At 50.9% G+C, this 19,366-nt stretch carries 15 protein-coding genes; 7 read left to right on the top strand and 8 right to left on the bottom strand.

Going from position 1 to position 19,366, the window contains the following annotated elements:
• Position 1 precedes the first annotated feature (1 nt).
• The gene (locus ACO0K8_RS04055; RefSeq protein ID WP_422945854.1) at positions 2 to 1,480 is read right to left on the bottom strand and encodes a PLP-dependent aminotransferase family protein; all 1,479 of its coding nucleotides are present in this window, start codon (positions 1,478 to 1,480) and stop codon (positions 2 to 4) included.
• A gap of 162 nt (positions 1,481 to 1,642) precedes the next feature.
• Between ACO0K8_RS04055 and ACO0K8_RS04050 the strand changes: the two genes are divergently transcribed.
• The 4 genes from ACO0K8_RS04050 (at position 1,643) to ACO0K8_RS04035 (ending at position 8,955) form a co-directional block, all read left to right on the top strand.
• Positions 1,643 to 2,959 (top strand): aspartate aminotransferase family protein, encoded by a 1,317-nt coding sequence (locus ACO0K8_RS04050; protein ID WP_422945332.1) that lies wholly within the window; start codon positions 1,643 to 1,645, stop codon positions 2,957 to 2,959.
• A gap of 30 nt (positions 2,960 to 2,989) precedes the next feature.
• Positions 2,990 to 4,495 (top strand): CoA-acylating methylmalonate-semialdehyde dehydrogenase, encoded by a 1,506-nt coding sequence (locus ACO0K8_RS04045; RefSeq protein ID WP_422945331.1) that lies wholly within the window; start codon positions 2,990 to 2,992, stop codon positions 4,493 to 4,495.
• 15 nt (positions 4,496 to 4,510) lie between these two features.
• Entirely contained in the window at positions 4,511 to 4,876 is a 366-nt protein-coding gene (locus tag ACO0K8_RS04040; RefSeq protein ID WP_422945330.1) for a cupin domain-containing protein, read from the top strand.
• 536 nt (positions 4,877 to 5,412) lie between these two features.
• A complete protein-coding gene (locus tag ACO0K8_RS04035) occupies positions 5,413 to 8,955 on the top strand; it encodes a hypothetical protein (RefSeq protein ID WP_422945329.1) in 3,543 nt (1,180 codons plus the stop codon).
• Positions 8,956 to 9,232: 277 nt separating this feature from the next.
• Here ACO0K8_RS04035 and ACO0K8_RS04030 read toward each other — a convergent pair whose 3' ends face one another.
• From ACO0K8_RS04030 to ACO0K8_RS04015, 4 genes are all read right to left on the bottom strand, one after another.
• Positions 9,233 to 10,534, bottom strand: a complete 1,302-nt coding sequence (locus ACO0K8_RS04030; RefSeq protein ID WP_422945328.1) for an NAD(P)/FAD-dependent oxidoreductase — start codon at positions 10,532 to 10,534, stop codon at positions 9,233 to 9,235.
• A 138-nt stretch (positions 10,535 to 10,672) separates the two neighbouring features.
• Positions 10,673 to 11,497 carry a gamma-glutamyl-gamma-aminobutyrate hydrolase family protein gene (locus ACO0K8_RS04025; protein ID WP_422945327.1) on the bottom strand — a complete coding sequence of 275 codons (825 nt, stop codon included), beginning with the start codon at positions 11,495 to 11,497 and terminating at the stop codon, positions 10,673 to 10,675.
• A gap of 125 nt (positions 11,498 to 11,622) precedes the next feature.
• Positions 11,623 to 13,080 (bottom strand): NAD-dependent succinate-semialdehyde dehydrogenase, encoded by a 1,458-nt coding sequence (locus ACO0K8_RS04020; RefSeq protein ID WP_422945326.1) that lies wholly within the window; start codon positions 13,078 to 13,080, stop codon positions 11,623 to 11,625.
• Positions 13,081 to 13,116: 36 nt separating this feature from the next.
• On the bottom strand, positions 13,117 to 14,385 hold the full coding sequence (locus tag ACO0K8_RS04015) for a 4-aminobutyrate--2-oxoglutarate transaminase (protein WP_422945325.1): 1,269 nt from the start codon (positions 14,383 to 14,385) through the stop codon (positions 13,117 to 13,119).
• Positions 14,386 to 14,537: 152 nt separating this feature from the next.
• On the opposite strand from ACO0K8_RS04015, the gene ACO0K8_RS04010 reads away from it, so the two are divergent.
• Positions 14,538 to 16,019, top strand: a complete 1,482-nt coding sequence (locus ACO0K8_RS04010) for a PLP-dependent aminotransferase family protein (protein ID WP_422945324.1) — start codon at positions 14,538 to 14,540, stop codon at positions 16,017 to 16,019.
• A gap of 133 nt (positions 16,020 to 16,152) precedes the next feature.
• Here ACO0K8_RS04010 and ACO0K8_RS04005 read toward each other — a convergent pair whose 3' ends face one another.
• Positions 16,153 to 16,356, bottom strand: coding sequence for a hypothetical protein (locus ACO0K8_RS04005; RefSeq protein ID WP_422945323.1), 204 nt, complete (start codon positions 16,354 to 16,356; stop codon positions 16,153 to 16,155).
• Between the two features lie 29 nt (positions 16,357 to 16,385).
• Between ACO0K8_RS04005 and ACO0K8_RS04000 the strand changes: the two genes are divergently transcribed.
• Positions 16,386 to 16,973: a PH domain-containing protein gene (locus ACO0K8_RS04000; protein ID WP_422945322.1), complete on the top strand. Its 588-nt coding sequence runs from the start codon at positions 16,386 to 16,388 to the stop codon at positions 16,971 to 16,973.
• Between the two features lie 3 nt (positions 16,974 to 16,976).
• Here the strand turns inward: ACO0K8_RS04000 and ACO0K8_RS03995 are convergent, their stop codons facing one another.
• Together ACO0K8_RS03995 and ACO0K8_RS03990 are read right to left on the bottom strand one after the other, a co-directional pair.
• A complete protein-coding gene (locus tag ACO0K8_RS03995; protein ID WP_422945321.1) occupies positions 16,977 to 17,951 on the bottom strand; it encodes a VTT domain-containing protein in 975 nt (324 codons plus the stop codon).
• A gap of 154 nt (positions 17,952 to 18,105) precedes the next feature.
• A complete protein-coding gene (locus ACO0K8_RS03990) occupies positions 18,106 to 18,537 on the bottom strand; it encodes a thioredoxin family protein (protein WP_422945320.1) in 432 nt (143 codons plus the stop codon).
• 106 nt (positions 18,538 to 18,643) lie between these two features.
• Between ACO0K8_RS03990 and tsaB the strand changes: the two genes are divergently transcribed.
• Entirely contained in the window at positions 18,644 to 19,330 is a 687-nt protein-coding gene (gene tsaB / locus ACO0K8_RS03985; RefSeq protein WP_422945319.1) for a tRNA (adenosine(37)-N6)-threonylcarbamoyltransferase complex dimerization subunit type 1 TsaB, read from the top strand.
• Positions 19,331 to 19,366 lie beyond the last annotated feature (36 nt).

The following is a 19,366-nucleotide window of genomic DNA, read 5'->3' as shown; positions in this document are numbered from 1 at the left end:
ATCAGTGGGCTGATTCTGGTTTGATTGTCTGCAAAAACTTATACAACATAGGCGTATCGGCATACGCAACATTGAAGCGAAACCAGACGTTGGCCGGCTTACTCAGCATGAAAAATTCATTGGGTGACAATAAGATGCCAGCTTTCAGAGCCAGATCGGCCACCAGTTTTCCGTTCCAATCCTCACTCTGCGCACCGGGCCAGCCAGCGCTGACAAACATGCCGCCGCGTGGCCTGGCAATCGGCTTCATCCCAAGCTCGGCCAGTTTTTCTATCAGTCGTTCGCGTCCTGCGTCCAGTTGCACCACCAGGCGCTCTAACATATGTCGATAGTGGCGTGCCGAAATCGCGTGATACACGGCGCGCTCATTAATTTCTGAGGTGGTCAGCCCTGCGAGCATCTTAATACGCGCCAGTTCTGGCAAAAGAGTGTTAGAGGCCGAAATAGAACCTACTCGAAACACGGGCGACAGAGTCTTGGAGAAACTACCCACCCGTATCACTCTGCGCAAACCATCCATGGCAGCCAAAGAGGCTTCACCAGGCATCGCCAGTTCGCGGTAGATATCATCTTCGATCAGCCAGAAATCGTATTGTTCTGCCAAAGCGAGTAAGCGATGCGCCTGCGCCTGACTGAGCGAGGTGCCCAGCGGGTTTTGCAGCACGGTATTGACTATCATCAGTTTGGGCGCGCACTGTGACAGCTGTTGTGCCAGAAAATCCAAGTCTAGTCCGGTTTCATTACGCGGTATGCCAACCGGAACGCAGCCGTGATAACGTATCAGTGACAATAAATTACTGTAACTTGGGTCTTCCACCAAGACGGTGTCACCTGGTTTGGTGAGTGTGCGTAAGATCAGGTCAAAGGCATGTGTGGCGCCGTGCGTAAGCAGGATCTGGTCAGGCTCGACGGCGTATAACTTGTCGCTCAGAGTGCTAGCCATATGTTGGCGCAAACTCGGGAAGCCCAAAGGATGTCCATAGCCGCGTAGTCGGTTGGCCGGGATTTTCATGGCATGACGCACCGCCTCGAGTATGGTGGCCTCGCCATACCATTCTGGCGGTAGCCAGCCTGCGCCGACCGGCAAGGCCCCCGACATGCCGCTGTAGAGGTCGGGGGTTAAGGTATCGATAGCGGTCGGTGTCGCCTGAAATACCAGCGCTGGTGGCGCAGCGGCCACTTCTGTGCGCGCTACAAAGTAGCCGGAACCGCGCCGCGAGGCCAATAAACCTGAGCTCACTAGCCTATCGTAAGCTTCAACAACTGTGAAGGTGCTGATGCCATTACACTTGGCGAATTGGCGCACAGAGGGCATTTTGTTGCCAATTGGTAGCTCGCGTTGAGCGATCATTTGACTCACGGCGACAAAAATTTGCTCCACCAGATTAGTTTCTTTGCCACGTTTTAGATGCAGAAACGGCCATTCCAGATTGCCGCCTTCCAGCGAAGTTACGGATAAATCGAAAACGGTGTTTGGCATGCTACTCATGATCAATTCTGCTAGTGTGGGTTTATGTGCAACTGTTATGTTATCACGACCAATACGGTTGTTGTCTTCCAATCTTTGTGTATCTGTGCCTGAACTCTGCTTGTACCTATGATTTCAAAGCAAACACTACAACCACGAAAGAGGAGACGCAGCATGAATCTAGCCAAACCTGTATCCATGAATGCATTCTGGATGCCGTTTACCGCCAATCGCGATTTCAAGGAAAATCCTCGCTTGCTGGTCTCAGCCGAAGGCATGTATTACCGCGATGTTGATGGCAATCAGGTGCTCGATGGTACGGCTGGTTTGTGGTGTGTGCCTTGTGGCCACGCCCAGCCTAAGATTGTCAGCGCGGTGCGCGAGATGGTCGGGCAGCTTGATTTTGCACCGACCTTTCAGATGGGGCATCCTGCCGCTTTTGATCTGGCAGAAAAACTGATGGATTACACCAATCACCGTTTCGGTCAGGTGTTTTACACCAACTCAGGTTCAGAAGCGGTTGATACGGCTTTAAAAATGGCGCTGGCCTATCACAAGGCGCGCGGTGAAGGCTCGCGTACTCGGCTGATCGGTCGCGAACGTGGCTATCACGGTGTCGGTTTTGGTGGTATGTCGGTGGGCGGTATCGGTGGTAATCGTAAGAGTTTCGGCCCTTTGCTAGGTGGCGTAGATCATTTGCCGCATACGCATAATCTAGAGAAAAATGCGTTTACGCGCGGCGAGCCCGAGCATGGCTTGAATCTGGCTGATGAGTTGGAAAGGATAGTCGCTCTGCACGATGCCTCCACCATCGCCGCCGTCATTGTCGAGCCAGTTGCTGGTTCTACTGGCGTGTTGATTCCACCTAAAGGTTATCTGAAGCGTCTGCGCGAACTGTGTACTAAGCACGGCATCTTGCTTATTTTTGATGAAGTCATTACCGGTTTCGGTCGCTTGACCACGCCATTTGCCTGCGACTATTTCGATGTGGAACCGGACATGATGACTACGGCCAAGGGCTTGACCAATGGCGTGATCCCTATGGGCGCGGTATTTAGCAAACAATTTATTTACGATACTTTCATGTCTGGGCCGGCGGGCATAGAACTGTTTCATGGCTACACCTACTCCGGTCATCCTATCGCCTGTGCCGCAGCGCTGGCGACTCTGGAAGTGTTCCAGGAACAGAAGATACTCGAACACGCTGCCAGCATGCAGAGCTATTGGGAGAATGCGGTGCATTCGCTCAAAGGCTTACCGCATGTGATCGATCTACGCAGCATAGGCATGATTGCCGGCATAGAGCTGGCCAGCATACCCGGCAAACCAGGCGCGCGCGCCTTTAGCGCCTTCAAGCAAGCCTTTGCCGACGGCATCCTGATACGCACCACGGGCGACATTATCGCCATGTCACCACCGCTGGTGATAGAGAAAAAACATATAGACGAGTTGTTTGGCAAGCTAGCTACCGTATTAAAGAATCTCGCCTAAGCAGTCTATCAAACAAACTGAAAGAATTTAATGTCTACAAATTTAAGCACTATTCCCCATTTCATTAACGGTGAATTGGTACAGGCCGCCAGTGAGCGCCATGCTGACGTGTATAACCCAGCACTGGGTGTGCCGGTATCTCGGGTGGTCCTGGGTACTGCAGACGATGTAAATACTGCAGTAGCCGCCGCCTCGGCCGCCTTTCCATCCTGGTCGGCGACGCCGCCTTTGACACGCGCCCGTGTGCTGTTCAAGTATCTGCAATTGTGCCAGCAGCATACCGACGAGTTTGCAGCCCTAATCACGCGTGAGCACGGTAAGACTTTTGCCGATGCCCAGGGTGAAGTCGCCCGCGGTATAGAAATGGTGGAATTCGCGGTCGGTATTCCGCAATTACTCAAGGGTGAATTTACCGATCAAATCGCGCGCGGTATTGATGCCTGGTCTATGCGCCAGTCGCTCGGTGTGGTTGCGGGGATTACCCCGTTCAACTTCCCGGTGATGGTGCCTATGTGGATGTTTCCGGTGGCGATCGCTTGCGGTAATACCTTTATCCTCAAGCCCTCAGAGCGCGATCCATCAGCATCTTTACTGCACGCAAAATTACTGACTGAGGCTGGCTTGCCTAAGGGCGTGTTCAACGTGATACAGGGCGATAAAGTGACGGTGGATGCCTTGCTCGATCATCCGGAAGTGCAAGCCATCAGCTTTGTCGGCTCGACCCCGATTGCCGAATACATCTATGCGCGTGGCTGTGCCAAGGGCAAACGGGTACAAGCCTTGGGTGGCGCTAAAAACCATATGGTAGTGATGCCGGACGCCGATATGGAGATGACGGTAGACGCGCTGATCGGTGCTGCATACGGTTCTGCTGGTGAGCGCTGCATGGCGATCTCGGTAGTGGTGGCAGTTGGTGATGCGGGCGATAAACTGATGGGTGCTTTGGCGGAACGTACTGCAGCCTTAAAAATACGCGATGGGATGGCGCCGGAGGCAGAAATGGGCCCCGTGGTATCGATACAGGCCAAGCAGCGCATAGAGAAATTGATAGGCGAAGGCGTGGCGCAAGGCGCAACTTTAGTTGTCGATGGTCGTAACTGTGTGGTGGCTAGTCGTGAAAATGGTTACTTTGTCGGTGGCACTTTGTTTGACCATGTAACCGCTGAGATGAGCATCTACAAAGAAGAAATTTTCGGACCAGTATTGTGCGTCATGCGCGCGCCTGATGTCGCCACTGCAGTTAAATTGATCAACTCGAATGAATACGGCAATGGCGTCGCCATCTACACCCGCGACGGTGGCGTGGCGCGTGAATTTGTACGGCAAATCCAGGTTGGCATGGTCGGTGTGAATGTGCCTTTGCCTGTGCCTATGGCCTTTAATAGTTTTGGTGGTTGGAAGCGCAGCATGTTTGGCGATCACCATGCCTACGGCCCGGAAGGCGTACGTTTCTATACGCGTCATAAGGCGGTGATGCAGCGTTGGCCTAACACTGCCAGCGCCGGGGTAGAGTTTGCTTTTCCGCAGATGAAATAAACTGGGATAGTGCTCATGAGCGTCATGCAGATACAAAAAATGGATGTCTCCAAGCTGGCGGCTGAAGAGTATTTTTTAGCCAGTGAGAAGCTGATACTGGGAAATCCCAAACAAACCGTCTGGCAGCATTACGTTGATCCTAGCGCCAAATTTCTAACCGGAATCTGGCATAGCGAGATCGGTAAGTGGCGCATCAATTACACAGAGGAGGAGTTTTGTCAGATGTTGGAAGGCATCAGCATACTCACCGATGCGCAAGGTCTGGCCGTCACTCTCAAGCAAGGCGATAATTTTGTGATCCCACGCGGCTTTCATGGTACTTGGGAAGTAGTGCAGCCTAGCCGAAAAATCTATGTCATCTATGAGAGCGGTGAGGTTTAATCGAAATAGGCTAGCGAGTCAGATCGAGTTGTGAATTTGTACACGGGTGTGCAGCAGTCTCGTTGGCGCAAGGGAAAGTCGAAAATAAGTGTGAATTTTTTGTAAGTTTTTGTAAAACAAGCAGCAGGCCCAGACCGCAATATCCATGCACCTTTCCAGCCCTATACGGCTGCAGGCCGCATGGGTGTTGCGCTCTGGGCCTGTCTCATTTTGTAATTGTTAAATGCTGCTAAAAATTTGTGCAGAGCAAGCACTTGTTGAGAGACCGTAGGCTCGTCTACACTGTAAGCTAGGTTCTTATTGAATTTTCAGTAAGGGCAATGCGAGATGTTCTAATGTTGATTTAGTAATGTTCTGTGGTCGGTGGCAGCAATTATTAAAATTTTCATGAATTTTTTAGCAAGAGTATTTTCACACAGCAGTCTGCTTATCTTTTTTAGTACCAGCTCTCGTTTAAGCCTTTGTCGCTGCCTGGTATTTGAATCGCTTTGCCAGGGCTGATCTTTAAGCGGGCTTTGCCTGATTGTTTGAACACCATGGATCATAAGACGAGATTTACCAAAACTGCGAAAGGCCTGGCGGAGGCACTTGGCAAAACCAAGGCTTTATCCAAAGACTATCGCAGGGTCATTAAAGAAGTTGATGGGCATGCTTCGTTTAACGACCTGCAAGCAATTTTGGGCAATTTTTCAGATAATAAACTCAGCGAAATTTTGCAAAAATTAGTCGCCGACGAATATATCCGCGGTTTTAATTTGCCAGAGGCAGCCACGGTCGATGAGTCTGAGATTCCCGCCGAAGCAGAAATAGAGAATGCGTTAAGCATCCTCACGATGGGTGCATTTCTGCGAGAGGTAGAACACGCGGATAAAGCGCAATCAGAGGAATTGCTTACTAATTCTGAAGCTGAGCAAGCTGCAAATAAGTTGGCCAGTCAAGAACAAGCCCGTTTAACTGTAGAGGCGCTTACCAGGCAAAACATCGCTGAGAAAATACGTAGCGATACGGATGCTAAGGCGAAAAAATTAGTCGAAGAAAAAGCACGTCAAAAAGTCGAAGCTCAGGCTAAGAAGGAGTTGGAAGAATTAGCCAAAACTGAGGCCGCAACGAAGGCAAAGAAGCTTGCTGAAGAGAAAGCGCGTCAAAAAGAACAGGCACAAGCAAAAAAAGAAGCCGATGAGCTCGCCAAGCGGCAAGCGGCAGAGCAGCTTGCCCGTCAAAAAGCTGAAGCACAAGCCAGGAAAGAAATCGAAGAAAACACCAAGCGCGAAGCAGCAGCCAAGGCCCGGCAATTGGCTGATGAGTTGGAACGTCAGCGACAGCTAGAGCTCGCGCAAAAACAAGAACAAGAACAAAAAATCGCCAGGGAAGCCGAGCAGGAAAAACTCAAGCGTGAGGCCGAGGCAAAAGCCCAAGCCCAAGCCCAAGCCCAAGCTGCATTAGACGCGCAGGCGCGGCAGTTAGAACGAGAGCGCTTAAGAATACAGGCCGAAGAACAAGCCAAGCGTGAAGCTGCCGTGCAGGCCAAAAAAATCGCAGATCAACTGGCGCAGCAAGAGGCGCAAAAGCAAGCGCAGGAACTGGCAAATAAACTAGCGCAACAAGCCGCAATACGCGAAGCGCAAGAATTAAAAGCTGCAGAAGAGGCCGCGATTTTAGCTGCCGCAGTCCAAGCGCAAGCAGAGCAGCAAGCTCGCAAATTGGCGCTAGAGCAGAAAGAGGCAGAAGACAAGGCTTGGCAGAAATTTGAAGCGATGGCGAAACGCGAAGCAGAGCAGTTGGCCTTAGAGCAGGCATTGGCCTTAGCATTGCAAGAAGCGGAAGAAAAAGCGCGGCAAGACGCCGAACTCGCGCTGTTAGCGATACAGCAGATAGCCGAGAAAGAAGCGCAACTCGCAGCGCAACAGCAAGCAATCGAGGCGGCGCAACGCGAAGCAGAAGAACACGCAAAAGCCAAAGCGCATGCCGAAGAGGAGGCCGCCGCTTTGGCTTTGCGCAACGCCTTAGAGCAAGAAAGAAAAGCTGCGGAACAAAGTCAGGCAGAAAGGCAAGCAAAAAAGCGAGCGGCAACTCAGGAACAGGCACGCCGGGCGGCTGAGCTGCAGGCCAAACGACAGTTGGAAATACAGAAAAAGCAACAAGCGGAAGAAAAACAAAAAGCTAAAGAAATCGCAAAGGAACTCGCTAAAGAACAAGCGAAAATGCAGGTCCAAGCAGAAGCACAAGCAAAAGAAAAGGCCGAGGAGTTAGCGAAATTGGCCACACAAAAGGCGGAACGAGAATTGGCAGAGCAAGAGAAAAAACAAGCACAAGCGCAATTGGAGAAACAAGCGCAGGCACTAGCCGCCCAGCAGACTCTTCAGCAAGAGCGTCAGGCTATGCAGGCGGAGCAGCTAAGATTGGCCACCGAAGAAAAAATTAGGCAAGAGGCTGAGGCGCTGGCATTTGAGTTGTCACAAGCGCAGGAACAAAGGGAGTGGGAGTTGCAAGCCAAACAAGCCGCCACCGATAAGCTTATGCGCGAAGCCGAGCGGCAAGCGCAAAAGGAGGCCGACGAGCAAGCACTCAAAGCGGCGCAGATTGAACTAGAACAACAGGTTCAACAGGAAAGACAGGCTCGTAAAGTACTTGAAGAAGCTGAGCAAAGTGCCGCTTTAGAAGTGCAGGAAAGATTGCAACTGGCGCAGGCACAGGCACTCGATAAGGCGGAAGCGTTGGCGGCAGAGAGCGCTAGAAGAAAACGGGAGAGAAAGCAAAATCGTGCTGCAGAAAAACGCGAGTCCGCTAATCGTAAGGATAGAGAGCTTAGCAATGCTATCGCCGATAAAAGTAATTATCAAAGTTCCGGGTCTTGGGTACAGTTACTCATGGGGGCCGCTTTATTGTTGAGTATTGCCCTGTTTGCCTGGGCCCAACTCAGTGATTTTAGCGGACGTCTGACCCAGTTTGAAAAATCCAGTAGCGCGCAATTGCATCAGCCAGTCAAAATTGGGCAATTAGATTTCTCTTTCTTACCGCAGCCGCATTGGCAACTGCAAAACGTCAGCATAGGTGAGCATGCTCAGATAAAAATCGCGCAAGTCAATGCCGATATCGACATTAGTGCGCTACTGGCACAAGAAATGCAAATCAAGGGATTGGAATTTATCTCACCAGTGCTAAATAAAGAAAGCCTGGGTTGGTTACTCTTTGAGAAGTTTCAAAGTTCTGAAAATAAAATGCGCTATTTCAGCGCCAGTAATTTGACTGTGGAGTGGCCGCAACTGGCACTCGGAAACTTTGAACTGTCTGGCGAATTCGGACAAAGTGGCGCGTGGCAAAATATCAAACTGATTTCGGCACAGTCGACTATGCAGATCGAGTTGCAGCCTAAAGCTGAGCTAGTACAAGTGAAAATGATCGCCAAGAGCTTTGCCGTTCCTTTTGGGTCTGAGCTTAAATTGGCTGACTTTAGTGCCGAAGGTAATTTGAGCGCAAAAGCCTTGAGTCTGGACAAATTTTATGGTGTCAATTACGACGGAACTCTGACCGGCAATGCGAATTTATCCTGGGGTGAGCGTTGGAGTCTGACGGGGGATATCCATGCCAAGCAGATCAATCTCGCGCTGGCGATTCCCGGCTTGTTTGATATCGCTAAGTTAGACGGCCATGCAAAGTTTTCCATGCAAGGACCGGAAGCGGCCAAACTCTTTGCAAGTGCCAAAGTAAATGGCAATCTACAGACACATGGAGGAAGTTTGCTGGGAGTGAATCTGTTGAATTTAATGCAAACTGGTGCCGTAGGCGGAAAATCAGCATTCAACGATCTGGTGGCGAGCTTTAGTTACGATGGCACAAAAACATATTTTAGAAGTGTAAAGTTGACGGCCGGTCTGGTGTCGGCGTACGGCAGCGCGGATATGAATAAAAATGAGGAGCTCAATGGGCGCTTCACGGTCTTACTTTCCTCGCCGATACGCGAAGCGCGCTCTGATTTATCGCTGACTGGTCCGCTCAAGAAACCTCGTTTTGTGCGGGCGACTGAAGCGGTCACGCCATTGCCGGGTCCGCTAACGGATGCTCCGGCACTCATGGAATAAACGCGAATGGTGCGCTGCTAATAAACGAAATGATGCCTGGCCCAAGGCGCATAGTTCATGCGCCCTGCAGGCCGGCATGCCCGCTAAGCCGCATGGGGGCTGCGCTACGGGCTAGTGCTAATTTGTCTGTTGCGCACGAATAGTTCGTTGACGATTGTTCGCTCTCCGGGTTTTAGGCGGCAAGCTAGCAGGATTTGATAGTGGTGAAAAAAAATCCCCCGGTTTCCTATCACGAGCATTTGGACAAACCCAGATAGCCAGCCTAGGCATCTGGCGCTTACACGCCCAACTTATCGCGCAAGTCGTACCAGACAGCGCCCATCGCGGTGAGCGGTACGCGTAACAAACGGCCACCGGGGAAAGGGTAATGGGGTAGACACTCAAAGGCCGAGAAGCGCTCTGCCTGACCCTGTATCGCTTCGGCTAGCAAGCGGCCAATCAAATGTGTGAAAGTGATACCATGCCCCGAACACCCCTGCGAGTAATAAATGTTGTCACTCAACTTACCCACTTCTGGCATGCGCGAAAGCGTCAGCAAGAAATTGCCGGTCCAGCCGAAATCGACTTTGACGTTTTTTAGCTGAGGAAATACTTTATACATATTCGGCCTGATGATAGATTCTATGTGCGCAGGATCGCGCGCACCGTAAATCACGCCACCGCCGAAGATCATGCGTTTGTCGCCCGACAGTCGATAGTAATCGAGCAGGAAATTATTATCCTCGACACAGTAATCGGAAGGAATTAGTTCATCTGCCATGCTACCCAAAGGTTCAGTAGTGATGACCTGGGTTCCGCAAGGCATGGACATCTTGGCTAATTTTGGCTCCAGATCGCCGATGTAGGCGTTGCAGGCCAGGATGACGAATTTCGCTTTAACTTGGCCGTGTGCTGTATGTACTACAGGATGCTGACCTCGATCAATTTTAGTTACCGCGCTATGTTCATAGATCACGCCGCTGTTTTGTTCAAATGCAGCCGCTTCGCCTAATGTCAGATTGAGGGGGTGGAAGTGCCCCCCCGTTTTATCCACCAATATCGCTTGGTAGCGATCAGTATTAACGACCTTTTTAATCTCGCCGGGTGCGTCTATCAGGCTGAGATTTTTATGTCCCCATTTCTCCCATAAGTCTTTTTGCTCTTCTAATGCTTTGACTTTTTTCTTACTCAATGCCGCATACACGCCACCATCTTTCAGGTCGCATTTGATGTTGTATTTCGCTACGCGATCGCGAATAATCTGCGCACCTTCAAACATCATTTCGGCCAGCGGCTTGGCTTTTTCTTTGCCATAGCTAGATTCGATGACGTCGATGTCGCGTGAATAGCTATGCACAATTTGTCCGCCATTGCGGCCCGACGCGCCCCAGCCGACTTTGGCCTGCTCCAGTATCACGACCTTAAACCCAGCCTCGGCTAAATGAAGGCCAGAACTGAGCCCAGTATAGCCGGCACCGATGATACAAATGTCGGCCTCGATGGCACCGCGCAAAGGCGGACGTTCTGGGGATGGATGGGCGGACGCAGCGTAGTAAGAGGGTGCGTGCTGAGTATTGTCAGCGCTTGAGTTCGATGCCATAGTGAACCTTATTTATCTAGATTGCGCCGTGTATTTTCTAGATTGCCGTCTTAAATCAGGCTAGAAAATCAAGGCTGTTATCGTTATTCTGCGTAAGCCCATATTGACTCACGCAGACTGTCTCGGTTGTTGCAGGATTTATTTGCGGATTTTTTGAACTACCGCTTGTCGACAGGCGTCACCAAATGCTTCAAACATACGGATGGAAAATGGATTTTGCGCAGCCTGCCATTCTGGATGCCATTGCACTCCCAAAGTGAATTGTTTGTGCTCGGGTAGATGCACTGCCTCAATCAAGCCATCTTCAGCATGGGCCAATGCCTGTAGACCCTTGCCTAGGGTTTTAATACCTTGGCCATGTAAAGAATTGACAGCAATTTCTTCCTGCTGCATCAGTTTGGCAAACCAGGTATCTGCCACCATTTTGACCATATGAACGTCGGCGTATTGCTGGGTGACGCTGGCATTGTAGTCTTCGCGGTGTTCGCGCATGCCGGGTAGGGCGTACAGCTTTTGATGCATGTCGCCACCGAGTGCGACATTGAGTTCTTGCATGCCACGACAAATTCCAAAAAGAGGCAAGCCCATTTCCAATGCCGCATAAATCAACGGTAAATCGAAGCGATCCCTATCCTGGTCCTGGGTTTTTTCAGGCGTTAAATTTTCTTGTCCATACAAGCTAGGGTCGATATTACTACCAGCGCCGGTCAGGTACACGCCGTCTACCATAGATAAATACAAAGCAAGGTCGTCGACACCAAAACAGGTCGGTGCCAGTACCGGTACGCAGAGCGCATGTTCGACCAAGGGACGGATATATTTTTTGGTCATTACCTGGTACTCATGACCCGAACGCTCTTGCGCGCCCATCGACATCAGTACGATAGGCTTACGCATACCGCAGGAAAATTCTAAACTGGCATCATGAGTATGCGAATGAAACGGATTTTTGATGTTTGGCATGATATTTTGGGTAGGCAAAGCGTCACTAAACACATTTGTATAGATTTGAAAAAAATGACGCTGATTTGATCTTTGAACTCAGGGTTTTAGGAAGGGGAGGGCCCCTTGCGCAACACAGACCTCAATTACATGCCGGCGATGCACCAGTATTTGATGACCAGATAGTCCTCTATCCCGTACTTCGATCCTTCACGTCCTAAGCCGGATTGTTTAACACCGCCGAATGGCGCGACTTCACTCGATAAGATGCCGGTATTGATGCCGACCATGCCGTATTCCAGCTGCTCGGCAACGCGCCAGATACGCCCTATGTCGCGACTAAAGAAATACGATGCCAGCCCAAATTCGGTGTCATTAGCCATGGCAATAACTTCTTCATCGCTAGTAAAACGGAACAACGGAGCGATAGGGCCAAAGGTCTCTTCGCGTGCGACCGCCATTGCCTGAGTCACGTCAGCGAGCACTGTGGGTTCGAAGAACGTGCCGCCCAAAGCATGGCGTTTGCCACCAGCCAGTACGCGCGCACCTTTGCTCAGTGCATCGTCGATTTGCGCTTCCACTTTCAACACCGCAGCTTCATTGATCAAGGGGCCTTGGTTGACGCCAGCATCAAAACCATTGCCCACAACAAAGCTCTTTTTGACCGCCTCTACCAATTTACTGCTGAACTGATCATAGACTTCATCTTGTACATAAATGCGGTTCACACAGACGCAGGTTTGACCGGAATTACGGTATTTCGACGCCAGTACGCCTTCTACTGCGGCATCCAGATCTGCGTCTTTAAAGACGATGAAGGGTGCATTGCCACCAAGTTCCAGCGACAGCTTCTTGATGCTGCTGGCCGATTGCTGCATGAGTAGGCGGCCAACCGCGGTCGAGCCGGTAAAACTAAGTTTGCGTACTGTGGCATTGGAAGTAAATTCTCCGCCGATTTCTACCGCGTTACCGGTAATGACATTGAACACGCCATCCGGGACGCCGGCTCTACGCGCCAGTTCGGCCAGTGCCAGCGCTGAGAATGGCGTTAGTTCAGCCGGTTTGACCACCATGGTGCAACCAGCCGCTAAGGCAGGCGCCGCTTTGCGGGTAATCATCGCCGACGGGAAATTCCACGGTGTGATGGCAGCGCAAACACCAATAGGCTCCTTGCTGACCATGATGCGGCGACCAGGTGCCGAGGCTGGAATGGTGTCGCCGTAGATACGCTTGGCTTCTTCTGCAAACCATTCTATATATGACGCGCCGTAGGCGATTTCACCGCGTGCTTCGGTCAAGGATTTGCCTTGTTCTGCGGTCATAATGATGGCCAGATCTTCGCAATTTTCTAGCATCAGACCGTGCCAACGGCGCAAAATAGCAGCTCTATCTTTTGCCAGTAATGCACGCCATGGTTTCCATGCCGCGTTGGCGTCGGCAATTGCGCGCCTGGCTTCAGATGCCCCCATCTTCGGTACATAGCCCAAGATGTCGCCAGTGGCAGGATTGTTCACGGCAATTTTCTCGCCGCTCTCGGCATCGCACCATACTCCGTTGATATAGGCCTGTTGCTTAAACAGCGAGGGATCTTTTAATGTCAGCATGATCGAGTCCAATATTTATGTATTTTTGAATTTCAATTAAGCGCGTAGCGCCGCGTCGAGAATGTCTAAGGCTTCGGCCATCACTGCGTCGGGGATAGTCAAAGGAAACAGGAAGCGAATCACATTGCCATATACGCCACAGGTAAGCAAGAGCAAGCCATTTTTCAAGGCATGTGCCTGAACTTTTTTGGCAAACTCTGGATTTGGCTTGCCGCTGTCAGCATGATTAAATTCGACTGCCAACATGCCGCCTAAACCGCGAATCTCGGCGATCTGAGGGACACTTTCCTGGGCCGCCTTCAGGCGTACAGTCAGTTGTTGGCCTAGACTATTGGCGCGTTCGCAGAGCTTCTCCTCTTCGATGATGTTGAGCACGGCCAGCGCAGACGCTACCGCCAGTGGATTGCCAGCATAGGTGCCGCCCAAGCCGCCCGGTGCTGGCGCATCCATGATCTCGGCACGTCCGCATACGCCCGACAATGGCAAGCCGCCTGCAAGACTCTTGGCCATCGTGGTTAAGTCGGCGAGCACATCGTAATGCTCCATCGCGAAAAGTTTGCCTGTACGGGCAAAGCCAGTCTGAATTTCATCAGCGATCAGGAGAATGCCGTGTTGATCGCAGATGGCACGCAAAGCGCGCATCAACTCGATTGGTGCGACAACAAAACCGCCTTCGCCTTGAACGGGTTCAAGAATGATGGCTGCTACCCGTTTTGGATCGATACTGGCTTTAAACAGCATCTGGATCGCATGTAGCGTGTCGTCTACTGAAACGCCATGCAACTCGCTAGGGAAGGGTGCGTGATAAACCTCACCTGGGAAGGGGCCGAATCCAAGTTTATACGGATCCACTTTGCCAGTGAGTGCCATACCCATCATGGTGCGACCATGAAAGCCGCCGGAAAATGCGATTACCCCTGGACGACCTGTAGCAGCGCGCGCGATCTTGATGGCGTTTTCCACCGCTTCAGCACCGGTAGTGAAGAATGAGGTTTTCTTGGCGTGGCTGCCTGGCGTGATACGACTGATTTTTTCGGCCAACTCTACATAGCTGGCGTAGGGCACGATTTGATACGCAGTATGAGTAAAGCGCGTCATTTGTTCGGTGATTGCTGCGATGATCTTAGGATGGCGATGCCCGGTGTTTAATACCGCGATACCGGCAGCGAAATCAATATAACGCTTGCCTTCGACATCCCATAATTCTGCATTTTCGGCGCGATCTGCGTAAAAATCACACATGACTCCGACGCCGCGTGGAGTGGCTTGATCTTTACGGTTTTTCAATTCGAGATTTGTGCTCATGATTTCCTTGCTGGCTATGTGGTGATTAAAGAAGTGCAGTCATGTTGCCTCGATTTGGCTCCATTAAATAGTGCCAGTTATAAGTTTTTGATGGTGCCACTTATTTCGTTGGGTCTATAATCAATGTTCTTTGAATTTTGGCGTAAACAGGCATGCGTACCTTTAATCTCTCCGACTACTTGCTGCAGTATCTGGACAAAGTGTCCGGCACCCCCCGTAACCGTCAGTTGTATCGGTTGATGCGGCAAGCCATCCTTGATCGCGTGCTGCCTCCTGATACCCGTCTACCTTCGAGTCGCGATCTAGCCAGTGAATTAGCGATCTCGCGCAATACGGTGTTGTACGCCTACGAGCAATTGCTGGCAGAAGGTTATGTGGAGGCGCGTGCCGGGAGTGGCACCTATGTGGCCGACACGGTTCCCGATACGGTACACCTGCCCGCGGTGACCAGTAAACGGGCCAGCGCCGCGCCAGAACCGGTGCAATTGTCGCAGCGCGGCCATAGGCTGGTGGCACAGGCAGGTGCCGCGACGCAGCAGTGGGGAGCTTTTGTACCGGGGGTGCCGGATGTCACCCAATTTCCGCATAAAATCTGGAACACTCTACAGAGCAAAGTCTGGCGCAAACCGCCAATTGCAGCACTGACTTATGGCCATGGCGGCGGCTATCAGCCTTTACGGGAGGTGGTGGCTGAATATTTAAAAGTCTCACGCTCGGTCGATTGTGAGGCTGGGCAAGTGGTGATTACCAATGGCATCCATCAATCGATCGATTTATGTCTGCGCCTGCTAAGTGATCCGGGTGACGTCGCATGGGTAGAGGATCCCTGCTATTGGGGCGCGCGCAATTTATTATCCGCCTCAGGTGTGACGATACGGCCGATTAAGGTCGATGCTGAAGGTATCTGCCCTAGCGAAGCCGATTTGGCGGCAGTGCCGCGTTTTATTTTTGTGACGCCATCGCATCAATATCCGCTTGGCATGGTGATGAGTCTGGCGCGCCGGCGCAGCTTGCTGGAATATGCCAGACGCCATGGTTGCTGGATCATAGAAGACGATTACGATAGTGAGTTCCGCTATAGCGGACGGCCGCTGGCGTCTCTGCAAGGGATGGATAGTGGCGAGCGCGTGCTGTACATGGGCACCTTTAGCAAAACCATGTTTCCTGGTCTAAGACTCGGTTATCTGGTGCTGCCACAAGGTCTGAGTAAGCCTTTTGTCACTGGGATGGAAGAGTTACATCGATCTGGCCAGGCGCCGCTACAAGCGACCATGGCCGAATTCATGACGCAAGGCCATTTTAATTCTCATATACGACGTATGCGTCTGATGTACGGGGCGAGATTAGAGATCCTGCAGCAGGAAATCGATAGTCACTTTGATGGTACGGAGGTGGAGGCGGTAGGTAGTGACGCCGGTCTGCATTTGGCGCTACGACTGCCAGCGCATTGTGACGATAAATTGATAGCCCGTTTGGCCTTAGAACGCGGTGTTGCGGTCAGGCCGCTCTCTTCTTATTACCACGGTGCCAGCAGGGCAGACGCTGGCTTGGTGCTCGGTTATGCCTGTGTCGAGGATGCGAATATTGCACCGGCATTTGACATACTGGCGAAGCAAATTAAGGCTTATTTATAGAACTCCAAGCAGCGTAAAAAAGGGGCTTTCTGAAAAGCCTTGCGCAGTATCTATGCGGCTTGCAGCACGAAAAGCTCTGCGAAGGCGCATAGATACTGCGTTTCAACTGACAGATTAAACAAGTCGCAGCAATCTAATCGCTCAGCGCTTCTTTGGCAGCTTCTTCTGGACTGAGTCCGTCATAAAACTGATCAGTTAAAAAGTCGATTTGGTCTTCGATATACTCTTGCGCTTGCGCTACCGTCGCGCCGCCTTGTACCAGATGGCCTTCGACCTCGATACACCATTCGATCACGGCCATTGTTTCTGGATCTAGCTCTTCATTTTTCTTTGCCATGCTCATTCCTTAGAGTTGTTGTAGCGTATATGCCGATTGTAAGCCTGATAGCGCGCGAGAGAAAGCAAAACAAGCCACAACAAAATACGCCGTTTGCGTCTCAAATTTTACCCATGTTTGCTATTATCCTCGCTACGCTCTGGATTCGGGCTTTTATTCACCAAGTTAGTTTTTATATGAAAGAAATACGGAATATGGCAAGCTATATTGAAGGTACTCTCATCAAGGGTGAGAAACTTGTCTATGTCGGCAACATTAGTTTATGGACGCTGGCCCCCTTGCTGCTATTGGGTTTCGTTCTTCTGATTGCCTATGGCTTGGGGGTGATCGTTTTTTTGATAGCCTACATCAAGTATAAGACGACGGAACTGGCATTTACCAATAAACGCGTGGTGGCAAAATTTGGTTTTATCAGTCGCCGGACCATGGAAATAAATATCACTAAGGTCGAGAGTATACAAGTCCATCAAAACATCATGGGCCGTATTTTTAATTATGGTAGTTTAGTGATCACTGGTTCTGGTGAGTCACAGGCGCCTATCGTGGGAATCTCAAATCCCATGGAGTTTCGGCGTGCCTTCATGGAGGCGCAGGACATGGCGCAGAAGGATCAATAAAATTTAGGTTTGATTCAATATGGCATCCGGATGGGGTGGTATGCGCAGTAAAGATGCATCGTCTGCTGCCATTATTTTCCAGGTGTCAAAGCCGCCTAGCAAGGGATGTGCGTTGCGGTAGCCTAATTTTTGCAAACTATGGGCAACTTGCACTGCGCCGGCGTCTTGTGGGCAGGCGCAGATCGTAATGATGGGATAGTCCTTATCCACGTCGTTTAATGAGGCTGAAATCGCGTCGTAGTCTGTGCGGTGCGCATGTGCAATACTGCCGGTTTGTTCAATCAGACTGGCACTACGTAGATCGATGATATGCGGTGGACGAGGACCGGCTAAGGCGAGCCGCATTTCTTGTGCATCGACATGATGCATGCTGGCGATACGCTCGAAGCGGTATTTCATGACCAGCTTCCATGCTATCACGAGCGCTATCAGAGCTAGGCCTAGTAACGCTAAATGTATACCGTGCTGTGACATCAGTTCTAAAGCAATCGCAATGTGGCGCTGCAGCGCATAGCCGGCCAGCAAGGCGAATCCCGACCAGAGTGCGGCCCCTATTGCCGAGGCGATAAAAAAGGACGAGCGGCGCATGCCCAGTGCACCCGCAACGGGTGGCGCTACGGTAGAAAAGCCGGGGATGAATTTTCCAAATATCAGTGACCAGACGCCCCATTTGCTAAATCTTGCTTCGGTCTGATTGACACATGAACTAGGATTGATAGAGAGCTTGCAAAGCAGCGACAAGACGCGATAACCGAAACGGCGTCCGGCCTGATACCACAAGCAATCGGCCAGTAAAGAGGCAAGGGTTGCTGCCACTAACATCAACGCGATTGATTGCCAGTCACTGGCGCGACTAGCGGCCAGTATCATGGTTGGCACCGAAGGCAAGGGTAAGCCGAGTTGCTGCAAGAAAACATTCATGAAAACCAGTACGCTACTATCTTGTTGCATAAAGTGGGATAGCCAGGTACTGAACATGAATGATTCCTAACTGATGTGCGGTCGGCTAAGGACTATTCTTCGCTGAGAATAGCACCGGAGGCGAATTCTATCCTATGGGCGAAAAACATGTTTCAATCTGCGCTTTAGTTCAAAGTGAATACGGTGGGCGTGTATGCTTTGGAGCGCCCAATTACTTGCATTCAAGGATGAGCTGGCGCAGATCCCAGCCAGTTGGGACATCGTGAGTTAACGATGAATTTTGCATCTTGCCGCCTTGTTCTACCTGCGTTTTCAAAGTCTCTTCAAATGAATTGAGTAAACGATGCACTTGCCCTGCATCAGGCAGCATAGTGCCGAAAAAAATAATACTTTCTCTGTACTGTATCAAGATGGTAGGGAAATTTTCTATATCTACCGCATCGACCAGATGGGCTTGATCTTCGATATCTATCCATGCAAAACATTTGTCGGGATGTTGCGATTGGAGTCGATCGAACTGCGGGCGGTAGGCACTACAGGTATCGCACCAGGCTGCGCATAAACAGGCAACCAGCCAATTCTTGTTTTGTAGATTCGCCTTGATCACGGAAAGATCGGCAGTGTTTTCTTGAATTTGTTCCATATACTATTTTAACCTAACACTCGAGCCTCAGATATATCTACATAAGTTTGCTACCGCAAGTGAGCGTTTTGGCGCGAATGGACGCTTGACGCGGTAAAATACGCTTATGACTACACTATTAGCTATTGAAACCTCTACCGAACTTGCCTCTGTTGCCCTGTTGACTAAGGGCGAATTATTTATTCGTGAACTGAGTGGCGTACAAACCCACTCACAAGGCGTACTTCCGGCGATCCAAGAGTTGCTGAGCACTGCTGGGTTGAGTCTAATTGACTGTCAGGCGATCGCTTTTGGTTGCGGACCTGGTGCCTTTACCGGGGTCAGAACTACTTGCGGCATCGTGCAAGGGCTGGCATATGGCGCGGATTTGCCGATACTTCCTGTACTCAGTTTGCATGCGATGGCGCAAGCGGCCCGCGCTGAGCAAATTGACGCAGACTTTGTCTGCGTGCTTGATGCGCGCATGGCGGAAGTGTATTGGGCACATTATCGACTACGCAATCAAAGCTGGGAGCAAGTGAGCGAGCCCGCCTTGTCAGCTGTCGATGTGGCGCTGGCTTATGCCGCAGACCATGCCAGTGTGCTTGTGCTGGGAAATGGACTGACCGCACCGCTTGAGACTACTAGGATGAAGATCATATTTAAAATGCCGCATGCAGCACAAGTCGCGCAATTGGCTTTGGTCGACTATACAAATGGAAAGCAAGTCGCAGCAGACATGGCGCAGCCTGTGTATTTGCGCAATAAAATCGCCTTGACGACGATAGAACGCATGCAGTTAAAAAATCCATGAAGCTTTTTACGAATATGTTATTGGGTGAAAGAATCA

The organism is Undibacterium sp. Ren11W, assembly GCF_049340485.1.
In the GTDB taxonomy this organism is placed as follows: Bacteria; Pseudomonadota; Gammaproteobacteria; order Burkholderiales; family Burkholderiaceae_D; genus Undibacterium.
Note: the sequence above shows the minus strand (reverse complement) of the source record. Positions and strands in the feature narration are given on the sequence as shown.